This is a genomic window from Oryzihumus sp. JJN4-3R (assembly GCF_057747915.1).
On sequence record NZ_CM173229.1, the window covers coordinates 868,872 to 895,593 of the forward strand.

18 protein-coding genes and 3 rRNA genes are annotated in these 26,722 nt (G+C 70.2%); all 21 read right to left on the reverse strand.

The window, feature by feature from the left end; genetic code table 11:
• Positions 1-4: 4 nt before the first annotated feature.
• Complete coding sequence (locus AC3ANM_RS03945) at positions 5-1,345, reverse strand: glycosyltransferase (protein ID WP_488286838.1); 1,341 nt, start codon at positions 1,343-1,345, stop codon at positions 5-7.
• A 31-nt stretch (positions 1,346-1,376) separates the two neighbouring features.
• Positions 1,377-3,350, reverse strand: coding sequence for a lipid II flippase MurJ (locus AC3ANM_RS03950; protein ID WP_488286839.1), 1,974 nt, complete (start codon positions 3,348-3,350; stop codon positions 1,377-1,379).
• Between the two features lie 5 nt (positions 3,351-3,355).
• On the reverse strand, positions 3,356-4,321 hold the full coding sequence (locus tag AC3ANM_RS03955) for a hypothetical protein (RefSeq protein ID WP_488286840.1): 966 nt from the start codon (positions 4,319-4,321) through the stop codon (positions 3,356-3,358).
• On the reverse strand, positions 4,318-5,274 hold the full coding sequence (locus AC3ANM_RS03960; RefSeq protein WP_488286841.1) for a copper transporter: 957 nt from the start codon (positions 5,272-5,274) through the stop codon (positions 4,318-4,320). Before AC3ANM_RS03960 ends, AC3ANM_RS03955 begins: the two co-directional genes overlap by 4 nt.
• Entirely contained in the window at positions 5,271-6,455 is a 1,185-nt protein-coding gene (gene steA, locus AC3ANM_RS03965; protein WP_488286842.1) for a putative cytokinetic ring protein SteA, read from the reverse strand. The genes AC3ANM_RS03960 and steA overlap by 4 nt, the downstream gene beginning before the upstream one ends.
• A gap of 133 nt (positions 6,456-6,588) precedes the next feature.
• Positions 6,589-8,301: a DNA repair protein RecN gene (recN, locus tag AC3ANM_RS03970; RefSeq protein ID WP_488286843.1), complete on the reverse strand. Its 1,713-nt coding sequence runs from the start codon at positions 8,299-8,301 to the stop codon at positions 6,589-6,591.
• Positions 8,302-8,327: 26 nt separating this feature from the next.
• The gene (locus AC3ANM_RS03975; protein ID WP_488286844.1) at positions 8,328-9,272 is read right to left on the reverse strand and encodes an NAD kinase; all 945 of its coding nucleotides are present in this window, start codon (positions 9,270-9,272) and stop codon (positions 8,328-8,330) included.
• Positions 9,269-10,132: a TlyA family RNA methyltransferase gene (locus AC3ANM_RS03980; protein WP_488286845.1), complete on the reverse strand. Its 864-nt coding sequence runs from the start codon at positions 10,130-10,132 to the stop codon at positions 9,269-9,271. Before AC3ANM_RS03980 ends, AC3ANM_RS03975 begins: the two co-directional genes overlap by 4 nt.
• The gene (locus AC3ANM_RS03985) at positions 10,129-10,506 is read right to left on the reverse strand and encodes a hypothetical protein (protein WP_488286846.1); all 378 of its coding nucleotides are present in this window, start codon (positions 10,504-10,506) and stop codon (positions 10,129-10,131) included. The genes AC3ANM_RS03980 and AC3ANM_RS03985 overlap by 4 nt, the downstream gene beginning before the upstream one ends.
• The gene (locus AC3ANM_RS03990; RefSeq protein WP_488286847.1) at positions 10,503-11,525 is read right to left on the reverse strand and encodes a hypothetical protein; all 1,023 of its coding nucleotides are present in this window, start codon (positions 11,523-11,525) and stop codon (positions 10,503-10,505) included. Before AC3ANM_RS03990 ends, AC3ANM_RS03985 begins: the two co-directional genes overlap by 4 nt.
• Positions 11,526-11,973: 448 nt before the next feature.
• Positions 11,974-13,026 (reverse strand): HAD-IIA family hydrolase, encoded by a 1,053-nt coding sequence (locus tag AC3ANM_RS03995; RefSeq protein ID WP_488286848.1) that lies wholly within the window; start codon positions 13,024-13,026, stop codon positions 11,974-11,976.
• 333 nt (positions 13,027-13,359) lie between these two features.
• Entirely contained in the window at positions 13,360-13,788 is a 429-nt protein-coding gene (locus AC3ANM_RS04000) for a single-stranded DNA-binding protein (protein ID WP_488286849.1), read from the reverse strand.
• 149 nt (positions 13,789-13,937) lie between these two features.
• Positions 13,938-14,666 carry a hypothetical protein gene (locus AC3ANM_RS04005; protein WP_488286850.1) on the reverse strand — a complete coding sequence of 243 codons (729 nt, stop codon included), beginning with the start codon at positions 14,664-14,666 and terminating at the stop codon, positions 13,938-13,940.
• A 38-nt stretch (positions 14,667-14,704) separates the two neighbouring features.
• A complete protein-coding gene (locus tag AC3ANM_RS04010; protein WP_488286851.1) occupies positions 14,705-15,871 on the reverse strand; it encodes a hypothetical protein in 1,167 nt (388 codons plus the stop codon).
• A gap of 305 nt (positions 15,872-16,176) precedes the next feature.
• Positions 16,177-16,293: ribosomal RNA gene (gene rrf, locus AC3ANM_RS04015) — 5S ribosomal RNA — on the reverse strand.
• A gap of 102 nt (positions 16,294-16,395) precedes the next feature.
• Positions 16,396-19,501 (reverse strand): 23S ribosomal RNA (locus AC3ANM_RS04020).
• Positions 19,502-19,940: 439 nt separating this feature from the next.
• Positions 19,941-21,466 (reverse strand): 16S ribosomal RNA (locus AC3ANM_RS04025).
• Together the 16S, 23S and 5S rRNA genes form the textbook arrangement of a ribosomal RNA operon.
• A gap of 601 nt (positions 21,467-22,067) precedes the next feature.
• Positions 22,068-23,330 carry a tyrosine--tRNA ligase gene (tyrS, locus tag AC3ANM_RS04030; protein ID WP_488286852.1) on the reverse strand — a complete coding sequence of 421 codons (1,263 nt, stop codon included), beginning with the start codon at positions 23,328-23,330 and terminating at the stop codon, positions 22,068-22,070.
• 60 nt (positions 23,331-23,390) lie between these two features.
• Entirely contained in the window at positions 23,391-24,062 is a 672-nt protein-coding gene (locus AC3ANM_RS04035; RefSeq protein WP_488286853.1) for a DNA-3-methyladenine glycosylase, read from the reverse strand.
• The gene (locus AC3ANM_RS04040) at positions 24,026-24,778 is read right to left on the reverse strand and encodes a succinate dehydrogenase/fumarate reductase iron-sulfur subunit (RefSeq protein WP_488286854.1); all 753 of its coding nucleotides are present in this window, start codon (positions 24,776-24,778) and stop codon (positions 24,026-24,028) included. The genes AC3ANM_RS04035 and AC3ANM_RS04040 overlap by 37 nt, the downstream gene beginning before the upstream one ends.
• Positions 24,775-26,694 (reverse strand): fumarate reductase/succinate dehydrogenase flavoprotein subunit, encoded by a 1,920-nt coding sequence (locus AC3ANM_RS04045; RefSeq protein WP_488286855.1) that lies wholly within the window; start codon positions 26,692-26,694, stop codon positions 24,775-24,777. Before AC3ANM_RS04045 ends, AC3ANM_RS04040 begins: the two co-directional genes overlap by 4 nt.
• Positions 26,695-26,722: the final 28 nt, after the last annotated feature.

The window sequence follows — 26,722 nt, forward strand, 5'->3', positions numbered from 1 at the left end:
CACTCTACGTCATCGAGGGACCCTCGGCGTACCACGCCAGCCATGTCGCGGCCGTGTCGTCGCCGTCGGGCAGTGCTGCGGCGGCTGAACGCCCTTGCCGGGCAAGGCGTTCGCGCAGGTCGGGGTCGGTGAGGATCCGGCGTGTGGCGTCGGCCACGGCCGGGGCGTCCCCGGGGGGCACCAGCAGGCCCACCCCGTCGACGAGGTCGTGCAGCCCACCCACGTCGGTCGCGACGACCGGCGTGCCGGCAGCCATGGCCTCCTGCACGACGAGTGCGCGCGCCTCCCACGCGCTGGGGAGCACGAAGACCTCCGCCGCACGCAGCCACCGGTCCGCGTCGCGACGCGCCCCGACGAAGCGCACCGGCGCGCCCACATCGGCCGCGATCGCCTGCAGTCCCAGCAGCAGGTGGTCCTCGCCGTCGCCGACGACGACCCACGTGCACGGCTCCCCCACCTGGTCCGCGGCCCGGACGAGCACGTCGAGGTCCTTCTGCGGGGCGATCCGCGAGATCGTCAGCACCAGCGGTCGCGCGGGGTCGTCGACCAGGCCCGCCTCGCGCACGAGCACGGCCCGCTCCGCCGCCCGTCCGTCGCGGTCCAGGGGCGGCTGTGCCAGCAGCCCCGGCACGCGCGGTGACGGCACGGGTGCCAGACGGGTATCGCGCGCGCCAAGGTCGCGCGCCTGCGTCACCAGGTCGCTGCTCGCCCCGGTGACGAGGTCCGCACGGCGGGCCACCCAGCGTTGGGCGAGGTCCTTCAGGCGCAGCCGGCCGGACCCGGCGAGCACCGCGTTGTGCTGCGAGACCACCAGGCGGGGCCGGCCGGCCCCGCTGTGCGAGGTGGCGGCGCCGCGCGAGGCGGTGGAGCCGTTCGACATGGTGGCGCCGTTCGACACAGTGGCGCCGCCCGACACGGTGGCGTCGCCCGACACGGTGGCGTCGGGCGAGGCGGTGACGCCAGGCGAACCGCTGGCGCCTTCACCGCGCTGCGCCCCGTCCCGCGCCGCCACCCCGTCCCCCTTGGCCGCAGCGCGACCGCGCCGCAGACCGAGGGTCACGAGGACTGCGAGCAGGCCGGCCTGGTGCCCGTGGGCGTGGACGACGTCGCTGCCGCCGGCCAGCCGTCGCAGCCGCCACAGGTCCGCCACGCTCGCCGGCAGCTCCCGGGCGGGGCGGAGAGAGGGCCACCACTGTCGGACGTCACCGAGCTCGAAGCGGTCGGCGGTCAGCGGGTGCGTGACCACGACCACGTGGGCCCCCCGCGCCCGCAGGGCGGCGGCCAGCTGGGCCACGTGGGTGCCGATGCCCCCGGTGCTGCGCCCCAGCACCATGACGACCCTCATGGGCACCCCTTCCGCGCTCGGTGGACCAACGTCATGCCGGCCTCCGGCGCAGCCGGGAGGTCAGCACCCGGCCGGTCTCGCGGTCGGCCACCGACAGCACCGCGACGAACAGCACCACCGCCAGCACCGCCACCGCGACGCCGGTCAGGACGGCGGGCACCAGCGCCGACGTGGGCAGGTGCCCGGCGAGCACCCGCGCCGGGGCGGTCGCGACCACCGCTGCGAGCAGCGCCGCGCCGAGGGTGCGGGGCAGGCCGTCCAGGGCGTGCGCCCCCCAGGCGCGGCGCACCGAGACCAGCAGCAGGACGGCGCTCAGGGTCATCCCGACGCTGCTGGCGACGCCCAGCGTTCGCAGCGTCTCCTCGGGCCCACTGGCGCGGCTCAGCGCGAGCAGCGGCCACACGGCGGCGACGAGCCACCCCAAGGCGACCGCGCCGGCCGCGACGCGGGGTCGGCCGCGGACGTAGAGGGCGCGGGTCAGCAACGCCGCCATCCCGAAGCCCACGAGTCCCGGGGCGTAGCTGCTCATGGCCACGGGCATGGCGGTCAGGACCGCCCGGCCGACCGGGTCGTGGCGCCCTTGGTCGATCACCCCGAAGAACGCCCCTACCGGACCGGCCACGGCAAGGAGCACCGCGGCGCCCAGGAACGCGAGGACCGCGATGGCCCGGGCGGAGCGGGCCAGCGTCCGGGCCGCGTCCTGGGGGGCGCCGCCCGGCACCTCTGGCGCGGGGTCGACCACGGCGGCCTCGGCGACACCCCGCTCAGTGACACCCCCGTCGGTGACATCCCCCTGAGCGACATCCCCCCGAGTGACGTCCCCGTGAGCGACGTCCCCGTGAGCCACAGCCCTCCCGGCGGCCGCCCTCCCGGCGACCTCTCGCCCAGAGATCGCACCGGGGACGTCCCGGCCGGCAACGTCCCCCTCAGCCGTGTCACCCCGGGTCAGGTCCCTGCCGGCGCCCTGCCGGGCGTTGTTCCCGGCCTTCTCCCGCGACGTCTCCTCGTCGGTGGCTCCCGGTTCCGGCGTACCCGCGGTGGAGGCCGCAGCCTGGGCGGCGAGGTGCGGGAAGGTGGAGATGGCCACGGGCACCGCGAGCACGGCATACGGGAGCAGGTAGACGGCCTGAACGTAGGTGTAGATGTTGATGGTGCCGTGGCTGCTGCGGTTGTTCGCGACCCAGGTCGTGGCCATGACCGCGATCTCCTGGGCGACGAGGGCGAGCACCCCGGCCGCGGCCAGCGATGCCGCCCGACGGGCGACCCCGGGCGGGAAGCTCCAGGTCAGGCGCAGCCGGACACCGGCGCGTCGGACCGGCCACAGCAGCGGCAGGCTCAGCGCGACCACGCCCAGTGTGGTGCCCACCGACAGCACGAAGGCGGCGCTGGTCGGCAGGTGCTCGGGGTCGTTGCCCAGGCCACGGGACAGCGGCGCGTAGAGGACGTAGGCGGCGATGACGACCAGGCTGGACAGCAGCGGCGCGAGCGCTGCAGCCAGGAAGCGCCGGTGGGCCTGGAGCACTCCGGCGAGGACGACGCCGACGCCGTACAGCGCGACCTGCGGCGCGAAGACGACCAGCATCGCGGCGCCGAGGTCCGCCGCAGCCGCGGCGTGCCCGGCGCAGCTGCGCGTGCCGAGGAACGCCGACGTGATCGGTCCGGCCAGCAGCGAGACGAGCAGGGCGAGCGGCACCAGCAGTGTCAGCGCCCACGTCAGCATGGCCGAGGCGGTGCGGTCGGCGTGCTCACGGTCACCGCGGCCCAGCTGACCGGCGATGATCGGCACCGCGATCGCCGCGAGCGCCCCACCGGCGGCGACCTCGTAGACGACGTTCGGCATCGTGTTGGCGGTCTGGTAGACGCTGCCGACACAGGTCACCCCGACCGAGTGGGAGAACACCAGCCAGCGGCCGAAGCCGACGACCCGCGACGCCAGCGTCACGACGGCGATGAGCCCGGCTGCGGCGGCCACCCCCTGGGCGCGCCGGGAGGACGCGGGGCTCACCTGCGTCACCGTCGGCCGAGGGCGTCGAGCTCGCGCAGCCCAGGCGTGGACTCGATGACCTTGGTGAAGCTCACCTTCTCGGACGCCACAGTCAGGGCGGTGACCACGGCCAGGGCGACGAGGCGGCCGCGCAGGCCGGTCCGCTGGACGACGGCGGTGCCGAGGAGCGCGCCGGCGGCGTTGGCTCCGGTGTCGCCGAGCATGGCCCGGCCGGCGAGGTCCTCCGGCAGCGAGCCCAGCGCGGCCCCGGTCGCGGCGGCGGCGGTGCTCGCAGCGGGGCCACCGCCGAGCAGGAGCGGCGCCGCGACGAGGGTCGTGGCCTTCAACGCCCGGCCCGGGCGCAGGTCGAGCAGGTTGGCGACGTTGGCGGCACCGGCGATTGCGGCCCCACCGACGAGCGTGGCGAGCACTCCGGGCCGGTCGGCGCCGCGGCGATGGCGCCCGGCCTGACCGGTGAAGGCACCGGCGCGTCCACTGCCCCGGACGCTGCGACCGCGGGCCGCGAACCCCGTGACGGGTGCGCTCGAGGTGGTGTCGGCGGGGGTCGCCGTGGCCGCCCAGTCGGCCGCGACCGCGGCCAGCAACCCCGTCGCCGCCAGTCCGGCGATCTTGACCGCCCCGGTGGTGACCTCGCCCCGGGCGAGCGCGGTGAGGTGACCGCGGAGCCCCTTGCTGGAGCTGTCCCCGGCGAGGTCGTCCAGGGCGCCGAAGGCACCGGCCCCCGCGGCAGCCACCAGCGGCGCCGTCATCGCGGCACGGGAGGCCGCAGCCGGGACAGCCGCCGCGGCGAGGCCGGCGACGGCGCCGGCGACGAACGCCGGCCCCTCGAGCAGGGTGACCGGCTCACCGGCATGGTTCGTGCGGGTCCAGGGCTCCTGCCCGCCGGGCGGACGGCGACGCAGGGCACGCAGCGCCAGGGCCGCGCCGCCGGCACCCACGGCCAGGGCGGCGAGCCTCGACCCGCGGGTCACGAGGCCGTCGCGGCCGGCAGGACCGCCTTGGCGTCCGACCCGAGCCCGTAGTGGCCGCTCTGCCCGGCGTACTGCTCGACGAGGGCGTCGACCAACGGCAGGGCCCCGATGCTCTGGTCACCGTCGTCGACGGTGGAGACCGCCTTGCTGGCATCGCCGTCGGCACGGACCGCGGCGACCAGGGCTGCGGTGCTCTGCGGGTTCGTCGCGTTGACGGGCGAGGTGACGACCGTGCCCTCCCCCCCGGCGTCCAGCGCCCGGGCCAGGGCGACGAGGTTGGCCGTGCGGGCTGTGGTGTCCTCCGCGTTGCTGCCCGTGACCGGGCCGGCCACGAGCACGGCACTGGAGGCAGGCACCACGGCGTCGGAGCCGACGGTGAGCAGGTCGCCGGCCTTGAGCCCGTCGAGGGCCTGGGTGGCGCTCGTGTCGAGCTTGTCGGTGGGTCGCTCGGCCGCGGTCAGCACCGCCCGGGCCAGCACGGTGCCCGGGAGCATCTCCGGGGTGCTCACCGCACCGGACGCCTTGACCAGGGCCGCCAGCTGGGTGGCCAGGTTGTCGCGGAAGGTGCGCTTGGCCGGGTCCGTCCACGCGTCGTTGAGCGTGATGGTGGAGCCGATCCGGGCACCGGCGCTGGTGAGCACGTCCGTGGTCCGCTTGACCAGGTCGGCGTCGGCGCCGGGGGCGACGACCAGGCTGACCGTCTTGCCGGCGAGCTTGCCGCGGACCAGCTCGGGGGTGACCCCGTTGACGAAGGTGTCCCGGGCGTCCACGCCCCGCTGCTGGGCGTCCAGCTGCGTCCGCAGCGTCGCCTTCTCCTGGCGCAGGGCGGTCACCTGGTCGTTGAGGGACTGGCCGATGCCGTTCTGAAGCGGGCCGGCGCCCAGCACGATCCCCACGGCGAGAGCCAGGAAGATCGAGACGATGGAGACCAGGTGGTAACGGAAGTCGATCACGAGAAGAGTCCTACGATCCAGGACCACACGTCATCCCACCGGGCACCGACCACGCCGAGCATGGCGGTTCCGGCAGGCGTGGCGGCCAGCGCGGCATACAGGGCGAACAGCCCCACGGCGAGCATGACGAACAGGGACAGGGTGGAGATGCGCGAGCGGTAGAGCCGGCTGACGCCCTTGGCGTCGACCAGCTTGCCGCCGACCCGCAGCCGGGTCAGGAAGGTGCTCGCCATGCCGGAGCGACCCTTGTCGAGGAACTCCACCAGGGTCGCGTGGGTGCCGACCGCGACGATCAGGGTGGCGCCCTTGTCGTCGGCGAGGAGCATCGCGACGTCCTCGCTGGTGCCGGTCGCTGGGAACACGACCGGCTCGATGCCGAGGTTGCGCACGCGCTCCAGGCCAGGGGCGCGGCCGTCGCGGTAGGCGTGGACGACGATCTCCGCGCCGCTGGTGAGCGTGGCGTCCGAGACCGAGTCCATGTCCCCGACGATGAGGTGCGGCTTGTGCCCCGCCTCGATCAGCGCGTCGGCGCCACCGTCGACGCCGATGAGGATCGGGCGGTACTCACGGATGTAGTGCCGCAGGATCTGCAGGTCCTCCTTGTAGTGGTAGCCGCGGACCACCACCAGGACGTGCCGACCGTCGATGTCGGTGCGGATGTCAGGGACCCCGACGCCGTCGAGGAGCAGCTCCCGCTCGCGTCGGAGGTACTCCATCGTGTTGGCGGCGAAGGCCTCGAGCTGGACGGCGAGCCCGGCCCGCGCCTCGTTCATGGCGGACTGGACCGCATCGTGGTCGAAGAGGAAGCCCTTGGCCACGAGGGCGTCGCCGACGTAGATCGCGTCGCCCTCGATGCGCGCCTGCTGGCCTTCGCGCAGCGCGTGCATGACCTCGCGGCCGGTGTTGTCGATCAGCGGCACCCCGCCGTCGACGAGGATCTCCGGGCCGAGGTTGGGATAGCGGCCGCTGATCGAGGGAGCGGCGTTGACCACGGCGACCGGTCGGCAGGCGAGCAGCGCCTCGGCGCTCACCTTGTCGATGTCCTGGTGGTCGATGACGGCGATGTCGCCCGGGCGGAGACGTTTGGTGAGGTGCTTGGTGCGGGCGTCGACGCGGACGGTACCGCGGACCCCGGGCACTTCAGGTTCGCGGCTGCTCCGGCGTCGGATGGAGAGTGACATCAGCGCCTATCGTGCCACGCCACGCAGGGTGCGCCGCAGCGCCGGGGCGGCGCACGGCATCACGGCCCGGTCACAGTCCCGCAGTGCCTGGGCGCCCCGGTCCCCCGGCAGCCCACCCACGGTCGTCGTGACGTCAGCCTGCGGCCTGCCCTGCCTGGGTGAGCAGCTCCCGGGCGTGCTCGAGGGCGACCTCGGAGTCCTCGACGCCGGCCATCATCCGGGCGAGCTCGCGCAGTCGCTCCTCCCCCTCGACGGCCGCCACCCCGCTGGCGGTGATGTGCCCGTCATCGGTCTTGTGCACGACGAGGTGACGGTCCGCGAACGCAGCGACCTGGGCGAGGTGGGTCACCACGATCACCTGGGCCGACCGGGCCAGCGCGGCCAGCCGGGCGCCGACGTCCAGCGCGGCCTTGCCGCCCACCCCGGCGTCGACCTCGTCGAAGACGAAGGTGGGAACGTCGCCGCTGCCGGTGACGACCTCCAGCGCAAGCATCACGCGGGAGAGCTCACCACCGGAGGCTGCCCGCGCGACGCTGCGGGGCGGGGCGCCGGGGTTGGCGGCGAGCAGGATCTCGATGTCGTCCACGCCGTGGCGCTGGTAGGTCTCGCGCGGCTGGACCGAGACCTGGACCACGGCCTTGCCCATCGCCAGGTGGGCCAGCTCGGCGGTGACCCGGCTGCCGAACTCGGTCGCCGCCGCCGTCCGGGCGGCCGTCAGCTCGGCCGCCGCAGCGCCGAGCTCGGTCTCGAGCTCCTCGAGCCGGGCCTGCATCGCCTCGGCGCGGTCGTCGGCGGTGAGGAGCTGGTCGAGCCGCGCGGCGGACTCCTTGGCCCAGGCCAGCACGTCGTCGACGGTGTCGCCGTACTTGCGCTGGAGCCGCGCCAGGTCGGCCCGGCGGTCCTGCACCCAGCCCAGCCGGGCCGGGTCGACCTCGACGTCGCTGAGGTAGGCGGCCAGGTCGGCGCCCAGGTCGGCCGCGAGGTAGCCCAGCTCCTGGGCACGGCGCTCGAGGTCGGCCAGGCCCTCGTCGTGGACCGAGGCGCTGGCCAGCGTGGCGCGGGCCTCAGCGAGGAGCTCGGCGACGTTGCCCCTGGCCTCGAGCGTGGCGTCCTCGCCGGGTCCGCCGGTGCTGCCGGCCAGCAGGTCGTGCGCCAGGCCGGCGCTGCCGCGCAGGCCCTCGGCGTGGGCCAGCCGCTCATCCTCGGCGCGCAGCTCGTGGTCCTCCCCCGGCTGCGGGTCGACCGCCTCGATCTCCTCGAGGCCGACCCGCAGGACGTCGACCTCGCGGGCGCGGTCACGGGCCAGGGTGCGCAGCTGGTCCAGCTCCGTGCGGAGCTGGAGGTGCTCGTCATACAGGGCGGTGTAGCGGCGCAGCGGCTCGGCCACGGACGCCCCGGCGAAGCCGTCGAGGACGACGCGGTGCTGGTCGGGCTGGCGCAGCCGCCACTGGTCGGACTGGCCATGGACGGCCACGAGCAGCTCGCGCAGGTCGCCGAGCACCCCCACCGGCGCGCTGCGGCCACCGACGTGCGCCCGGGAGCGGCCCTCGGCCGAGACGGTGCGGGCCAGGATGAGGCCGTCCTCGACGTCTCCTCCGGCCTCCCGCGCGCGCTCGACCGCGGGGTGGTCAGCGGGCACGTCCACCAGTCCCTCAATGGAGGCGCTGGTCGCCCCGGTGCGCACCAGGGAGGCGTCGGCGCGGGCGCCGAGCAGCAGGCCGAGGCCCGAGACGACCATCGTCTTGCCGGCGCCGGTCTCACCGGTGACCACGTTGAGCCCGGGTGACAGCTCGAGGACGGCGTCGTCGATGACGCCGAGGTTCTGGATCCGGATCTCGCGCAGCACGGGGTCCAGCCTAGGAGCAGGGTCCGTCAGTGCCCGGCAGGCGCCACGTCGGCGGCGGTCGCGCCGCCGTTGGCGCGGCGGGCCGAGCCCCGCCAGCCGGCCACGGACAGGTCGAACTTGGCGACGAGCCGGTCGGTGAACGGGGAGGATGTCAGCCGGGCGAGGCGGACCGGGGTGTCGCTGCGGCACACGTCGATCCGGGCCCCCGGTGGCAGCTCGACCATCCGGGCGCCGTCGCACCAGAGCACGCCCGAGCCCTCCGTGTCGGACAGGACCTCGACGGCGAACCGGGACGCCGGGCCGACCACGAGGGAGCGGGCGAAGAGCGCGTGCGCCGAGATCGGGACAAGCATCATCGCCTCGACGTCGGGCCACACGACCGGGCCGCCGGCGGAGAACGCGTAGGCGGTCGACCCCGTCGGGGTCGCCATGACGACGCCGTCACACCCCCAGGTGGACAGCGGCCGGCCGTCGACCTCGACGATCAGCTCGAGCATGCGCTCCCGCGCGGCCTTCTCGACGCTGACCTCGTTGAGCGCCCAGCCGGAGGCGATCAGCTCGCCCTCGTGCTGGACCCGGACGTCGAGGGTCATCCGCTCCTCGACGGCGTAGTCGCGCGCCACGATCCGCCCGACGGTCTCGGTGAGGTCCTCGCGCTCGGCCTCGGCGAGGAATCCGACGTGGCCCAGGTTGACGCCGAGCAGCGGGGCGTCGGTGCCGCGGGACATGGCCGCCCCGCGCAGGATGGTGCCGTCACCGCCGAGGACGCACACCAGCTCGCACCCCCGCGCCGGGTCGGCCGGGTCGGCCTCGACGACGTTGGGGTTGTGCCCGAGGTGGACGGCCTCGGCCTCCTCCGGCAGCAGGGCCACCTCCATGCCGGCGGCGTGCAGCCCGGCGGCGACCTCACCGGCGAGGTGCTGGGCCTCGGCGCGGCGGGGGTGGGCAACGAGCAGGATGCGGCGGGTCACGGCGGCCCTTCTGTCGAGAGGCGGTGGGCCGCCTCGGCCAGGTCGTGCGGACTCAGCGCCTCGGCCTCGCGAGACGTGCACCAGAGTAGGTACTCCTGGTTGCCGGTCGCTCCCTGGATGGGGCTGTGGTGCACCTCGAGCGGGTGCAGCCCGCAGGCCACGGCGGCGGCGGCGGCGTCGGTGATGGCCCGGGCCCGGTCCTGCGGTCGGCGCACCAGACCGGCCTTGCCCAGGCGCTCCCGACCGACCTCGAACTGCGGCTTCACGAGGACCACCAGGTCGCCGCCGTGCTCCGTCAGCGCCGCCAGCTGCGGCATGACCGTGCGCAGGGAGATGAAGCTGAGGTCGGCCACCACGAGCGGAGCCGGGCCGCCGATGGTCGCCGGGTCGAGGTCGCGCACGTTGGTGCCGGACCACTCGCGGACCCGCGGGTCGCCGGCGAGCTCGGGCACGAGCTGTCCGTGACCGACGTCGACGGCCTCGACGCGCGCGGCGCCATGGGCCAGCAGCACCTGGGTGAAGCCGCCCGTGGACGCCCCGACGTCGATGCACCGCTTGCCGTGTGCGCTCAGACCACGCCCGCCGAACACCTCCAGGGCCGTCAACAGCTTGTATGCCGCGCGGCTCACCCACGGGTCGGGCTCGGTCGCGAGCGCGACCTCGTCGGTCGCGCTCACCGGCAGCGAGGCCTTGCGGGCCACGGCTCCCCCGACGAGGACGGACCCCGCCTCGACGAGGGTGCGTGCCTGGGCACGCGACCGGGCCAGGCCACGGCGGACCAGCTCGGCGTCAAGCCGGGAGGCAGCGGTGGTCGGCTGCTGGGGTGCCTCGCCGCCGGGGCCGAAGGTCGCCGCGCTCACTCGTCGCCGAGGTCGGCCAGCCGGGCCTGCAGGGTGCGGTGCACCTTCTCCCCGACCTCCACATGGGCGTCGAGCGGCTCGCCGGTCACCCGGTCGAACTCCTCCAGAGCCCCGTCGACCACCACGTCGCCGGTCGGCTCACGCGTGGCGACCGGCGGCGGGGTCACCAGCCCCTCGGACACCGTGGCCTGCGCCTCGCCCTGCTGCTGGCTCACGGCCTGCTCCTGGCTCTGGACCTGGTCCTGGCTCCCGCCCTGCGTCTGGCTCTGGACCTCGTCCTCGGGACCCGCCCCCTCCGAACCGAGGGCCTGGGCGTTCGCCTCGGCGGCCTCGACTCCGGTCGGCTCGGCAGGGGTCGCGTCGTGGGTGTTCATGAGGTCTCCTTACGGGGGCGGCGGGTGGTGACGGCACCCGAGGGCGCCGACGGGGCCGCCTTGCGGGCGGCGAGCTTGCGCGCGGCTGCCCCACTGGCCGGCTGACGTGATGACGCGGAGGCGCTGGTGCCCGGCGTCGCCGGGGTCGACGTCTTGCGCGTGGTCTTCTTCGCGGCCCGCTTCGTCGTCCGGGTCGCGCCCTGAGTCGTGCCCCGGGTCGTGGCCGAGCCCGACGCCGTGCGCGCCGGGGTGGCCGTGCCCCCCTTGGCCGCGGACCTGGCTGCCGACGTGGTTCCGGACCGGGGCGTCGACGTCGCCGCCGACGACGTGGCGGGCGACCCTGCCGAGGACGTCGACGATGTCGCCTTCTTCGCCGCCGACTTCTTGACCGCCGCGTTCTTCGCCGCCGACTTCTTGACCGCCGCGTTCTTCGCCGCAGACTTCCTCGCCGCCGACTTCTTCGCCGCCGCGTTCTTCGTGACGGCGTCCTTCGCGGCGGTGTCCTTCGCGGCGGTGTCCTTCGCGGCCGTGGAGGGCTTCTTGCGCGCCGGCCTGGAGGCCGGCACCGCCGTCGGAGCCGCCCCGGCCGCCGCCCGGCTGGCGGGGGCTGGGCGAGCGGCCTTGCGGGCTGCACGCTGAGCCGGTTCCGCGCCATTCTGCTGGTTCAGCTCTTGTTCGTCCCGCCCCTGGTCGCCCGGGGTACGCAGGTGCGCGAGCTCGGCGCGCAGGCGCGTCACCTGGGCCTGGACCACCTCCAGCTCGGCCGCCGGGACCAGGCCCATCCGGCTCAGCGCTGCCTCGACCTCGGAACGCACCAGCGCGGTGAGGTTCTCGCGGTTCGTCGTCGCCGCCGCGAGCAGCTCGTCGGCCAAGGAGGTGACCTGGCCGGCAACCTTGCCGGTGCTCGCCACCGCCGGCAGCGCGAGGAGACCCTGAGCCGCATCGAGCGCCCTCGCCCGGGTGAGCTCGCCCAGCCCCGACACCAGCTGGACATAGCCCCGCACCGATTCGAACGCCATGGGTTCCTCCCTCGCAGTCGCGGCACCGGGCGGCAGATGCCCTTCGGTGCGGGCTTCACGCTACTGCCATGCCTCCGGCTGCGTCTCCCGGCGTCCGCCAGCCCCTGTCGGTTCAGGCGTTGGTCGGGGTATGGGTCGGCCGATCCGAGCCCGCCCACGCCACAGAGCACGTCCACGCCACAGAGCACGTCCACGCCACAGAGCACGTCCACGCCACGGAGCCCGATTGACGCCGCAGAGTCCGTCGGCGCCACGGAGCCCGTCGACGCCGCAGAGTCCGTCGGCGCCACGGAGTCCGCCACGCACCACCCGGCCGTCAAGGACCCGGGCCCGCCTGCTGCGATCCCCAGCGTCGTCTGCTGACCCGAGCCCGACGGCCGTCAGGGACTCCGATCACGTCGACCTCAACACCAGCTCGACCCCCGAGAGGGGAGCGGCGGGCGGTGGCCTACGACTGGTCGTCCTCGCGCGCGAGCTGCTCGGTCACGCCGGCCCAGTACTTGGTGGCCGCGCCGCCGATCTCGCCGGCAACCTCACCCCGGTCGACCGCCTCCCACCAGGCGGCGAGGGAGGCTCGCAGCACCAGGAGGGCAGGCCCGTCCGAGACGGCCCTCGGCGTCGGCTCCCCGTCACGCGCCAGCTCCACGAGCGCAGGCCCACAGGCCCAGCCCCCGTCGACGCGGCGGGGCTCCAGGTACCTCTCTCGGAGGGAGCGCAGGTCGGCTGCCACATAGCGTGGGCGCTGCGCCTCGGCGGCAGCGGCAAGGTCAGCAGGCCCGTGGACCCCGGTCAGCACGAAAAGCGCATCCATGCCTGAGGCGTTGGCGCCGGCGACGTCGGTGTCGAGCCGGTCCCCAATCGCCAGGGTCTGCTCCGCGGACGTCCCCAAGGCCTGGGCGCTCAGCTCGTACAGCGGGGTCCACGGCTTGCCGACCACGACCGGCTCCTGCCCCGTGGCACTCCGGACAGCCTCGACCAAGGTGCCGTTGCCCGGTGCGGTGCCGCGGTCCGTCGGGAGCGTCGCATCGACGTTCGTGGCCACCCAGACGGCACCGGACTGCACGGCATACGCGGCCTCGGCGAGGTCACGCCACCCGACGTCCTTGCCGAACCCCTGGAGCACGGCACGCACGCCGGCCGCCTCGGACGCGACGACGAGCCCCTCCCTGCGTAGGGCCTCCCGCACGCCCTCACCACCCACCGCAAGGACGCGGGCCTGGTCCCCCACGAGCTCCCGCACGCGGCGGGCACCCGCCTGGGCGCTGGTGACGACATCCGCCGGCGTCGGCGCCAGGCCGAGCTGGGTCAGCTGTGCCGAGACCTGTGAGGGGGTGCGGGACGCGTTGTTCGTGGCATAGACCACCCGGCGTCCGGAGTCGATCGCGTCGTTCAGGGCCGGCACCGCATGAGGGATTGGCTCGTGCCCCCGGTAGACGACCCCGTCGAGGTCGCACACGATCCCGCGGTAGTCCTGCATCAGCATCGTGGCGGACTCAGTCACGCTGGCATTCTCGCCGCCCCGGTGCGGGTCGGCGCGCCCAGGGTGCCGATCGGAGCGGGCATATAGCCTCGGGATCCGGCCTGAAACCCGACGTGACGGACGATGTTGACGAACCGACATGGCGGACGATGTGACGGACCGACGTGACGGACCGACGTCTCGGAACGTCGTGACGATCCGCTGTGAGGTCTGCGGTGATCGATGCCGGGACAAAGCCGGGAACCGCAGCGCCCGTGGGCCAGTTTCAGGGGCCGGCGGGTGTCCACGCCCACAACCTACGGACTCGGCTGGTCGCCACGGCCCGGCCGTGGCACGGCGACGCTCCTGGCGGGGTCAGGTCGACCGGGGTGTGGACCTCGACACCCGCCGCAGGCTGCTCGCCTCGACCTCGTAGCGACTGGCTGCTCCCGACGGGGAGCGCCAGAACCTGCGGCGCAGCGAGCCGGACACCTCCACCACGTCACCCTCGAGCAACCGCCCTGCCGCACGTCGGGTCGCTGCCGTCCAGCAGCCGACGTCGATCGTGTCCACCGTGACGCCCGGGCCACGGCCAGGGGCAGCAGCCGGAGGGGTCGTCGTATGCCCCCGGGTCCGCATCCGCTCCGGCCGTCGCACCACGACCCGCAGCTGGACGACGGTGTCACCGCTGGGGAGCTCGCGCTCCTGGGGCTCCCCGCTCACCCGGCCCCTCAGCTGCACCTCGTTGACCTCTGCTGGCGCCTCGGTGGCGTCCCCGGCGGACGTCACGGCTCGTGTCGGCATGCTGCACCTCGTCTCGTCGACCATCTGGTGCCACCCATGCTGCAGGGGCCGGACGACGCCGTCATGGCGTCATCCGGCCCCTGTGGATGGTGGGACGAGGCGGCTACCCCATGTGGACAACCAGGGTGTCGCGCGCCCGTCGCGTCGACCTAGCGCTGGTGCCCGAACCCGCTGTCGCCGGACCCATCGTGACGGTCACCGACCTCGTCGTCGTCCATGTCGTCGTCGTCAACTTCGTCGTCGATGTCCTGGCCCACGCCGAGGGCTGGGCCACCGGCGTCCTCCGCGGTGTCCTCGCCCAGACCCTCGAGCAGGTCGGTCAGCGAGACCCCGTCGAGCTCGGCCAGGCGGTCGTCGGCGTCGGTCTGGCCATCGACGTCGGCATCCAGCGCTCGGGCAAACCAGTCGCGAGCACCTTCGGTGTCACCCAAGGCAAGCCGGGCTTCGGCGTACGCGTAGAACAGCCGGGCGCTCCACGCCTTCGGCGCGCCGGTGGAGCGCAGCTGCGGGATCTCCAGGCCGACGGCCGCGGCCTCAAGCTGGCCCAGGTCGCGACGGATGCCCGAGACGACGATCGCGAGCTCGATGCGCTCGTCCAGGGGCAGCGAGCCGGCCTCCGGTGACGCGGCCAGGTCGAGGGCGCGGTCGAGACGGCCCAGACCGCGCTCGGCATCGACCATGAGCGGCAGCATGTGCGAGGAGCCGGAGAGGCGGCGGGCGGTGCGGAACTCGCTGAGCGCCTTCGCCCACTCCCCCTTGCGGTAGGCCACCAAGCCCATGGCCTCGCGAGCCGCCGGGACGCGACCGGCACGCCGCACAGCCGTCTCCGCGTGCGCCTCCGCCGCCTCGATGTCCGTATCAAGCAGGTTCGCCACCATGACCAGGTGCTGCGCGACGCCCTCTGCGTTCTCCTTGCTCAGGGTGCGCAGCTGGTTCTTGACCGAACGGTCCAGCTCGAAGCCGGTGACGCCTTCGGCAATGGCCGGCTCGGGCAGGCGCGGGGTCTTGGGGGCGAGGCGCGAGCCGCCGCGGTGCTCCGGGCCCTGGTCGCGGCCGCCACCACGCCCGGCATCGGCCGGACGCTGCCCGCGGGACGGGCCCGTCGGTCGGCCACGGCCCTCATCGCGCCGGAAACCACCGGTTCGCCCGCCGCGGTCGTCGCGACGGTCGCCACCGGAGTAGCCACCACGGCTGTCATCACGCGAGTAGCTGCCACGGTTGTCACGCCGGTCGCCGCCGGAGTAGCCACCCCGGTTGTCGTCACGCGAGTAGCCGCCACGGTTGTCACGTCGGTCGCCGCCGGAGTAGCCACCCAGGTTGTCGTCACGCGAGTAGCCGCCGGGACGTCCCCCGCGGTCCTCACGACGGTCACCTCCGGCGTAGCCGCCACGGCTACCGCCGCGGTCATCGCGGGAGTAGCCACCACGGTCGCCACCGGAGTAGCTGCCTCGACTACCGCCGCGGTCATCGCGGGAGTACCCGCCCGGACGACCACCACGGTCGTCACGACGGTCGCCACCGGAGTAGCTGCCTCGGGAGTCGTCGCGGGAGTACCCACCGGGACGTCCCCCGCGGTCGTCGCGACGGTCGCCACCGGCGTAGCCGCCACGGCTACCGCCCCGGTCATCACGACGGTCGCCACCGGAGTAGCCGCCACGGCTACCGCCGCGGTCATCGCGGGAGTAACCACCGGTGCGCCCACCACGGTCATCACGACGGTCGCCACCGGAGTACCCACCACGGCTGTCGTCACGCGAGTAGCCACCGGGACGTCCCCCGCGGTCGTCACGACGGTCACCTCCGGCGTAGCCGCCACGGCTACCGCCGCGGTCATCGCGGGAGTAACCACCGGTGCGCCCACCACGGTCATCACGACGGTCGCCACCGGAGTACCCACCACGGCTGTCGTCACGCGAGTAGCCACCGGGACGTCCCCCGCGGTCGTCACGACGGTCACCTCCGGCGTAGCCGCCACGGCTACCGCCGCGGTCATCGCGGGAGTAACCACCCGGACGCCCACCACGGTCATCACGACGGTCGCCACCGGAGTACCCGCCACGGTCGCCGCCCCGCGGGGCGCCACCGCCGGCTCCCTGGCCACCCGAGCGCGCCGACCCCCACCGGCTCCCGCCGGACCGGCCGTCGCCGCGGGGACGGCCAGAACCCTCGTTCCGTCGGTCCTCGTCGCGGTCCCTGCGGGCGGGCTGGTCGTCAGACACTCGGGCTCCATTCGTGCTTCTGGTCCTGGCGTCATCCTCACGGGCGCACACGGACCTGTCCACCCTGCTCGGGGTGGCGGAAAGGGGGATGGCCCAGTCTTTCATGGACCCCGGGAATGCCGAAATCGCCCGCCCGGGACCCCGGGCGGGCGACTTCTGTTCAATGTTTGTCCGGCGGCGTCCTACTCTCCCACACCGTCACCAGTGCAGTACCATCGGCGCTGAAGGGCTTAGCTTCCGGGTTCGGAATGGGACCGGGCGTTTCCCCTTCGCTATGGCCGCCGTAACCCTGTCGAGCGTTACGGCTGCTCACAACACGAAGTTGTGCAGTATTGAGTTGTGGTCCCGGCCGTTGCTCGGGAGCCACACAGTGGACGCGTAGCATCTTTGTATCAAGTTATCGGCTTATTAGTACCGGTCAGCTCCACACATTACTGTGCTTCCACATCCGGCCTATCAACCCAGTAGTCTAGCTGGGAGCCTCTCACCCTTACGGGCCTGGAAACCTCATCTTGAAGCGTGCTTCCCGCTTAGATGCTTTCAGCGGTTATCACTTCCGAACGTAGCTAATCAGCGGTGCCCTTGGCAGGACAACTGACACACCAGAGGTTCGTCCATCCCGGTCCTCTCGTACTAGGGACAGCTCTTCTCAAGTTTCCTACGCGCACAGCGGATAGGGACCGAACTGTCTCACGACGTTCTAAACCCAGCTCGCGTACCGCTTTAATGGGCGAACAGCCCAACCCTTGGGACCTACTCCAGCCCCAGGATGCGACGAGCCGACATCGAGGTGCCAAACCATGCCGTCGATATGGACTCTTGGGCAAGATCAGCCTGTTATCCCCGGGGTACCTTTTATCCGTTGAGCGACGGCGCTTCCACAAGCCACCGCCGGATCACTAGTCCCGACTTTCGTCCCTGCTCGACATGTCTGTCTCGCAGTCAAGCTCCCTTGTGCACTTACACTCAAAACCTGATTGCCAACCAGGCTGAGGGAACCTTTGGGCGCCTCCGTTACCTTTTAGGAGGCAACCGCCCCAGTTAAACTACCCACCAGGCACTGTCCCTGATCCGGATCACGGACCGAGGTTAGATATCCAGAACGACCAGAGTGGTATTTCAACGTTGACTCCACACACACTGGCGTGCATGCTTCACAGTCTCCCACCTATCCTACACAAGCCGTACCGAACACCAATACCAAGCTGTAGTAAAGGTCCCGGGGTCTTTCCGTCCTGCTGCGCGTAACGAGCATCTTTACTCGTAGTGCAATTTCGCCGAGTTCGTGGTTGAGACAGTGGAGAAGTCGTTACGCCATTCGTGCAGGTCGGAACTTACCCGACAAGGAATTTCGCTACCTTAGGATGGTTATAGTTACCACCGCCGTTTACTGGCGCTTAAGTTCTCAGCTTCGCCGTGAGGCTAACCGGTCCCCTTAACGTTCCAGCACCGGGCAGGCGTCAGTCCGTATACATCGTCTTGCGACTTCGCACGGACCTGTGTTTTTAGTAAACAGTCGCTTCTCCCTGGTCTCTGCGGCCGTTCACGCTCACCCAGCAAGTGGGGTCACGATCCGGGCCCCCCTTCTCCCGAAGTTACGGGGGCATTTTGCCGAGTTCCTTAACCACGATTCACTCGATCGCCTTGGTATTCTCTACCTAACCACCTGAGTCGGTTTGGGGTACGGGCGGCTCGAACCTCGCTAGAAGTTTTTCTTGGCAGCATAGGATCACCCTCTTCCCGCTAACGCGGTCACTATGGGGTCTCAGGCTATGTGAGAGGCGGATTTGCCTACCTCTCGCCCTACACCTTTAGACGTGGACAACCATCGCCACGCGGAGGCTACCTTCCTGCGTCACTCCATCGCTTACCTACTACATGCTCGGGTCACGGCCGCCACAACCAGACTCCACCCGAAGGCTTCACCTGGTGCTTTGGGCGTTTAGCATCACATGGTTCGATATGGGCGGTTCTTCGCCGGTTCGGGAATATCAACCCGATGTCCATCGACTACGCCTGTCGGCCTCGCCTTAGGTCCCGACTTACCCAGGGCAGATTAGCTTGACCCTGGAACCCTTGGTTATTCGGCGGACGGGTTTCTCGCCCGTCATTCGCTACTCATGCCTGCATTCTCACTCGTGTAGCGTCCACGGCTGGATCACTCCGCCGCTTCACCCGCCACACGACGCTCCCCTACCCATCAACACGCTTGGACCCACAAGGGGCCGGGCAAAGTGTCAATGCCACAGCTTCGGTGGTGTGCTTGAGCCCCGCTACATTGTCGGCGCGGAATCACTTGACCAGTGAGCTATTACGCACTCTTTAAAGGGTGGCTGCTTCTAAGCCAACCTCCTGGTTGTCACAGCAACTCCACATCCTTTCCCACTTAGCACACGCTTAGGGACCTTAGCTGGTGGTCTGGGCTGTTTCCCTCTCGACTACGGAGCTTATCCCCCGCAGTCTCACTGCCACGCTCTCACTTACCGGCATTCGGAGTTTGGCTGACGTCAGTAACCTGGTGAGGCCCATCAGCCATCCAGTAGCTCTACCTCCGGCAAGAAACACGTGACGCTGCACCTAAATGCATTTCGGGGAGAACCAGCTATCACGAAGTTTGATTGGCCTTTCACCCCTACCCACAGCTCATCCCCTCAGTTTTCAACCTAAGTGGGTTCGGTCCTCCACGCGGTCTTACCCGCGCTTCAACCTGGCCATGGGTAGATCACTTCGCTTCGGGTCTAGACCCCGCGACTAAAAACGCCCTATTCGGACTCGCTTTCGCTACGGCTTCCCCACACGGGTTAACCTCGCCACGGAGCACTAACTCGCAGGCTCATTCTTCAAAAGGCACGCCGTCACCCCACAAGGAGGCTCCGACGGATTGTAGGCACACGGTTTCAGGATCTATTTCACTCCCCTCCCGGGGTACTTTTCACCTTTCCCTCACGGTACTTGTCCGCTATCGGTCACCAGGGAATATTTAGGCTTAGCGGGTGGTCCCGCCAGATTCACACGGGATTTCTCGGGCCCCGTGCTACTTGGGATACTTCCCAGGAGTCCACACCATTTCGTCTACGGGGGTCGCACCCTCTGTGCCGGGCCATTCAAGACCCTTCGACTATGACGCAGATTTCTCACTCCTTGAGAGGTTGGTAGACCTCTCGGGAAAGTCCCACGACCCCGGACATGCAACGCCTACCAGCTATCACACACGCCCGGTTTAGCCTCATCCGCTTTCGCTCGCCACTACTCACGGAATCGCGGTTGCTTTCTCTTCCTGTGGGTACTGAGATGTTTCACTTCCCCACGTTCCCTCCACGCACCCTATGTGTTCAGATGCGGGTGACTGGACTTGCCTCCAGCCGGGTTTCCCCATTCGGAAATCCTCGGATCACAGTCTGGTTATCGACTCCCCGAGGCTTATCGCAGATTCCTACGTCCTTCTTCGGTTCCTGGTGCCAAGGCATCCACCGTGTGCCCTTAAAAACTTGGCCACAAAGATGCTCGCGTCCACTGTGTAGTTCTCAACCAACGATCGGTCCCCGCCCCCACCGGCCGCCTACCAGCTCAACAACGCGAGCCGGCGGTTCGTGCCAGGGACAGGTCCAACCAGACCACCCCACCAACCCCACCCAACGGGTGGATCGGTGACGGGTACTGATCCGAGGAGCACGGCAGGAGGTTCACCCTCCACGGCCGATCCCTCAGGACCCAACAACGTGCCAAGCACCACCCGAACCGTGAAGCACTTTCCACTCCCCCCACTCCCGAAGAAGCGGTGGGCTGTACTCGTGCGGCCACGACCCGGCTGGCGCCAACTAATCGATGTTCCACCCTTGAGCAACCCCCTCGACGCGTTCGGTCGAGGCGGGCCACCTGGACACCATGACCACCGGCCCACGAGGTGGGCGGCGGGGTGCCAGTGCTCCTTAGAAAGGAGGTGATCCAGCCGCACCTTCCGGTACGGCTACCTTGTTACGACTTAGTCCCAATCGCCAGTCCCACCTTCGACAGCTCCCTCCCACAAGGGGTTGGGCCACCGGCTTCGGGTGTTACCGACTTTCGTGACTTGACGGGCGGTGTGTACAAGGCCCGGGAACGTATTCACCGCAGCGTTGCTGATCTGCGATTACTAGCGACTCCGACTTCATGGGGTCGAGTTGCAGACCCCAATCCGAACTGAGACCAGTTTTTTGGGATTCGCTCCACCTCGCGGTATCGCAGCCCTTTGTACTGGCCATTGTAGCATGCGTGAAGCCCAAGACATAAGGGGCATGATGATTTGACGTCATCCCCACCTTCCTCCGAGTTGACCCCGGCAGTCTCCTATGAGTCCCCACCATCACGTGCTGGCAACATAGAACGAGGGTTGCGCTCGTTGCGGGACTTAACCCAACATCTCACGACACGAGCTGACGACAACCATGCACCACCTGTGTACCGACCTTGCGGGGCGCACATCTCTGCGCGTTTCCGGTACATGTCAAGCCTTGGTAAGGTTCTTCGCGTTGCATCGAATTAATCCGCATGCTCCGCCGCTTGTGCGGGCCCCCGTCAATTCCTTTGAGTTTTAGCCTTGCGGCCGTACTCCCCAGGCGGGGAACTTAATGCGTTAGCTGCGGCACGGATCTCGTGGAATGAGACCCACACCTAGTTCCCAACGTTTACGGCATGGACTACCAGGGTATCTAATCCTGTTCGCTCCCCATGCTTTCGCTTCTCAGCGTCAGTTATGGCCCAGAGACCTGCCTTCGCCATCGGTGTTCCTCCTGATATCTGCGCATTTCACCGCTACACCAGGAATTCCAGTCTCCCCTACCACACTCTAGTCTGCCCGTACCCACTGCAAGTTCGGGGTTAAGCCCCGAAATTTCACAGCAGACGCGACAAACCGCCTACAAGCTCTTTACGCCCAATAATTCCGGACAACGCTCGCACCCTACGTATTACCGCGGCTGCTGGCACGTAGTTAGCCGGTGCTTCTTCTGCAGGTACCGTCACTTGCGCTTCTTCCCTGCTGAAAGAGGTTTACAACCCGAAGGCCGTCATCCCTCACGCGGCGTCGCTGCATCAGGCTTTCGCCCATTGTGCAATATTCCCCACTGCTGCCTCCCGTAGGAGTCTGGGCCGTGTCTCAGTCCCAGTGTGGCCGGTCGCCCTCTCAGGCCGGCTACCCGTCGTCGCCTTGGTGAGCCACTACCTCACCAACAAGCTGATAGGCCGCGAGCCCATCCCCCACCGAAAAACTTTCCACACGATACCCATGCGGGTCCGTGTCGTATCCGGTATTAGCCCCGGTTTCCCGGAGTTATCCCAGAGTGAGGGGCAGGTTGCTCACGTGTTACTCACCCGTTCGCCACTGATCAGGAAGGAGCAAGCTCCCTCCGTCACCGTTCGACTTGCATGTGTTAAGCACGCCGCCAGCGTTCGTCCTGAGCCAGGATCAAACTCTCCGTTGATGTTTGCACCCCAAACCCGAAGGCTTGGGAAAACAGACCCCGAAGGGTTAAAAATCCGGCTGAAACAGAACCAAGCCCGCTGGACTTGATATCTCGTTAATCAACCAAAGGAAATTTCGTCCAACATCCGAAGATGCCGGGACGAGGTAATTGGCATCGATTTTTGGCACGCTGTTGAGTTCTCAAGGAGCGGACGCGCACCACCACCAGACACTCACGCCTGGATCCGGGGCTACCGTTCGTGTTTGTGACTCGCTGACCACCACCCGAACCCGAGTGACTCGCGCTGTCCGCGCCGGCCGCTTGTCGTGATCCACTGTAGCAGGCTCAGCGCCCGCTCCCGACCACCCTCACAGGCGCCAGGCATCCGCCGGAACCCGGCAGGCTTGCGGTAGATCATCAACCCCGGGACCGGCCTACTTCGCGCTGCGCTCTCACGCTGCCGCGGTGGCGTCCGTTCCTCCCTGTCGGGCTGACGAAGAGAACATTACGGGGGTCTTCGCCAGAACAACAAATCCGCAGGTCAACGCGCTGACGCCCCCTCCGGCGTGCTGGAGAGGGCGTCAGGAGTGGGCGTCAGGACTGGTCCGGCAGAGGTGGTTCAGCTCCCGAGCCGGGCGGCGGCGAGGGACTTGCGGCCGCGCCGCAGCAGCGCGACCTTGCCGTGCAGGAAGTCGCCCTCCCCCAGCACCGCGTCCTCGTCGGTCACCTTCACGTTGTTGACCGAGGCGCCTCCCTCGGCGATCACCCGACGGGCGGCCTTGCGGCCGTCGACGAGCCCGGTGGCCACCAGCGCGTCGACCACCGAGGCACCCACAGCCACCTCGCCGCCGGGCAGCTCGGCCGTCGCGTCGGCCAGGGTCCTGGCATCCAGTGCCGCGAGGTCGCCCTTGCCGAAGAGCGCCTCGCTGGCCGCCTTCACCGCAGCGGTCGCCTCGGCACCGTGCACCAAGGTGGTCACGTCGGCGGCCAGCGTCTTCTGCGCCTCACGGGCGAAGGGCCGCTCGGCCACCGCCTTCTCCAGCTCGTCGATCTCCTCGCGGGTCCGGTCGGTGAACACCTTGAGGAGCGTGATCACCGAGGCGTCCTCGACGTTGATCCAGTACTGGTAGAAGGCGTACGGGCTGGTCATCTCGGCCGAGAGCCAGATGGCGTTGCCGGCGCTCTTGCCGAACTTCTCCCCCGAGCTGTCGGTCAGCAGCGGGGTGGTCAGCAGGTGCACCGACTTGCCCTCCACGCGGTGGATCAGGTCGGAGCCGGCCGTGAGGTTGCCCCACTGGTCGTTGCCACCGGTCTGGAGGGTGCAGCCGTAGTCCCGGAACAGCTGGAGGTAGTCCAGGCCTTGGAGCAGCTGGTAGCTGAACTCGGTGTAGGAGATCCCCTCCTCCGAGCTCAGCCGGGCCGAGATCGCCTCCTTCTTCACCATCTGGTTGACCCGGAAGTGCTTGCCGATGTCGCGCAGGAAGTCCAGGGCGGACAGGCCCTGCGTCCAGTCCAGGTTGTTGACGAAGACGGCCGGGTTGTCCCCCTCGGCGTCGAGGAACGGCTGCACCTGGCGCTGGATGTTGGCCACCCACTGCGCGGTCTGCTCCTTGGTCTTGAGCACCCGCTCGGCTGTGGGCCGCGGGTCGCCGATGAGCCCGGTGGAGCCGCCGACCAGGCAGATGACGCGGTGGCCGGCACGCTGGAGGTGGCGCAGCAGGACCAGCTGCACCAGGTTGCCGAAGTGCAGCGAGGGCGCCGTCGGGTCGAACCCGCAATACGCCGTGATCGGCCCGTCGGCGAGTGCTTCGCGCAGCGAGGCCTCGTCGGTGGTCTGCGCCACCAGCCCTCGCCACTGCAGCTCGTCGAGGATGTCGCTCACGGTGCTTCGTTCCCTTCTGTGGTCCTTCCCGGCCCGACGCCGGTCAGGTGACAGCCTGCCCTACGTCCGTGCGGGACGGCGACGCGGTTTGCCCGGGCGGTACGCCGACACGGTCGGCTCCCCCTCGATCCAGAACCGCCAGGGGTATGCCGTGCCGTCGCCTCCCGCGCCGCTCACCCCCACCCGCGGCCCGGTCAGGACGCGGTGCACCTCCACCGTGCCGACCCGGGCGCCGACGACGACGGGCGAGTCCGGCGCGCACACGTCCAGGCCGTCCTGCCCCTTGTCCAGGGCGAGGGTCATCGCCAGCCGCGCCGGCCCGCGGGCCCAGTCCCGCCGGGCGATGCCGGCACGCCGGGCGCCGGCCACGTCCTCACCGCCGACGACCTCGCCGGCCCGCAGCAGGACCGCGCTGGCGTGCCCCTCGGGGCCGCAGACGAGGTTGGCGCACCAGTGCATGCCGTAGGTGAAGTAGACGTAGAGGCCACCGGGGTGGCCGAACATCACCTGCGTGCGCGGGGTGGGGCCCCGGAAGGCGTGCGAGCCGGGGTCCTGCTCCCCGGCATACGCCTCGACCTCGGTGAGCCGCACGGTGACCCCGGCGTGCGTGACCGTGCACCCGAGCAGGTCGGGGGCCACCTCGAGCACCGGACGGTCGAAGAACTCCCGGCGCAGCCGCTCCCCCGCCGGCGCGGTCAGTCGCGCCGGCGCCGGATCTTCGAACCGAGCCACACCAAGGGATCGTACGAGTGGTCGACGACCCGCTCCTTGAGGGGGATCAGCGCGTTGTCGGTGATCTTGATGTGCTCCGGGCAGACCTCGGTGCAGCACTTGGTGATGTTGCACAGGCCCAGGCCGTGCTCGTGCTGGGCCGCCTCGCGCCGGTCGGCCTGGTCCAGCGGGTGCATGTCGAGCTCGGCGATGCGCATGAGGAAGCGCGGCCCGGCATACGCCGGCTTGTTGTCCTCGTGGTCACGGATGACGTGGCAGACGTCCTGGCACAGGAAGCACTCGATGCACTTGCGGAACTCCTGCGAGCGCTCGACGTCGACCTGCTGCATCCGGTAGTCGCCGGGAGCCAGGTCCGCCGGCGGCGCGAACGCCGGCACGGCTCGGGCCTTCTCGTAGTTGAAGGACACGTCGGTGACCAGGTCGCGCACCACCGGGAAGGCGCGCAGCGGCGTCACCGTGACCGTCTCGCCCTCCTCGAAGGTGCTCATGCGGGTCATGCACATCAGCCGCGGACGGCCGTTGACCTCCGCGCTGCACGAGCCGCACTTGCCCGCCTTGCAGTTCCAGCGCACCGCGAGGTCGGGCGCCTGCGTGGCCTGGAGCCGGTGGATGATGTCGAGGACCACCTCGCCCTCGTTGACCTCGACGGTGAAGTCGGCCAGGTCGCCGCCGTCGGCGTCGCCCCGCCAGACGCGGAAACGCCCGTCATAGCTCATGACTCGCTCCCCTGCTCGGGAGAGGGCGCCGGGGCGTCGAGCACCGCCAGCTCCTCCTCGGTGAGGTACTTGGCCAGCTCCTTGCGGTCGAACAGCTCGAGCAGGTCGCGGCGGATCGACGGCACCGGCTGGTGGGCCAGGGCGACGCTGCCGTCGGGCTGCAGGCTGCACACGAGGTTGGTGCCGCGCCAGGCCGGGTCCATGGCGGGGAAGTCCTCGCGCGTGTGCCCGCCGCGGCTCTCGGTGCGCTCCAGCGCCGCCCGGGCCACGCACTCGCTGACGGCGAGCATGTTGCGCAGGTCCAGCGCCAGGTGCCAGCCGGGGTTGAACTGCCGGTGCCCCTCGACGCCGACCGTGGACGCCCGCGAGCGCAGCTGCGCCAGCCGCTCCAGCGCCTCGCGCACCTCGTGCTCGCGCCGGATGATGCCGACCAGGTCGTTCATGCCCTGCTGCAGCTCCTGGTGCAGCGTGTAGGGGTTCTCCCCGCCGTCGTTGCCGAACGGCGCCAGGGCGACCGTCGCGGCCGCGTCGACGTCGGTCTCGGAGACGGCCGGACGCTTGTCCCCCAACGACTCCAGGTATGCCGCTGCGCCGGCTCCCGCGCGCCGGCCGAAGACGAGCAGGTCGGACAGGGAGTTGCCACCGAGGCGGTTGGAGCCGTGCATGCCGCCGGCCACCTCCCCGGCCGCGAACAGCCCGGGGACGCGGGTCGCCGCGGTGTCGGCGTCGACCTCGACCCCGCCCATGACGTAGTGGCAGGTCGGGCCGACCTCCATCGGCTCGGCCGTGATGTCGACGTCGGCGAGCTCCTTGAACTGGTGGTGCATCGAGGGCAGCCGGCGCCGGATCTCCTCGGCGGGCAAGCGGGTCGACACGTCGAGGAAGACGCCACCGTGCGGGGTGCCACGCCCCTCCTTGACCTCGGAGTTGATCGCCCGCGCGACCTCGTCACGGGGCAGCAGCTCCGGCGGGCGCAGGTTGTTGTCGGGGTCCTTGTACCAGCGGTCCGCCTCCTCCTCGGTGTCGGCGTACTGGCCGCGGAAGACGTCGGGCACGTAGTCGAACATGAAGCGCTTGCCCTCGGAGTTGCGCAGGACACCGCCGTCGCCGCGCACCGACTCGGTGACGAGGATGCCCTTGACCGAGGGCGGCCAGACCATGCCGGTGGGGTGGAACTGGACGAACTCCATGTTGATCAGCGTCGCCCCGGCCCGCAGGGCGAGCGCGTGACCGTCGCCGGTGTACTCCCAGGAGTTGCTGGTCACCTTGAACGACTTGCCGATCCCGCCGGTGGCGAGGATGACGGTGGGCGTCTCGAAGAGCACGAACCGGCCGGACTCGCGCCAGTAGCCGAAGGCCCCCGAGACCGCCTCGCCGTCGAGGAGCAGGTCGGTGACCGTCAGCTCCGCGAACACCTTCAGCCGCGCCTCAGGGTCGCCGGTCTCGCGCTCGTCCTCCTGCTGCAGCGAGACGATCTTCTGCTGCAGCGTGCGGATCAGCTCCAGGCCGGTGCGGTCGCCGACGTGGGCCAGGCGGGGGTACTCGTGGCCGCCGAAGTTGCGCTGGCTGATCCGGCCGTCCGGGGTGCGGTCGAACAGCGCGCCGTAGGTCTCCAGCTCCCAGACCCGCTGCGGCGCCTCCTTGGCGTGCAGCTCGGCCATGCGCGGGTTGTTGAGGAACTTGCCGCCACGCAGGGTGTCGCGGAAGTGCACCTGCCAGCTGTCGTTGCTGTTGACGTTGCCCATCGACGCGGCGATGCCGCCCTCGGCCATGACGGTGTGGGCCTTGCCGAACAACGACTTGCAGATGATCGCCGTACGCAGCCCGTGCTCGCGCGCCTCGATGGCCGCGCGGAGCCCGGCGCCACCGGCACCGATCACCACCACGTCGTAGCTGTGGCGTTCCAGGTCCGTCACGTGCAGCCCCTCCGGTTGGTGAAACGTG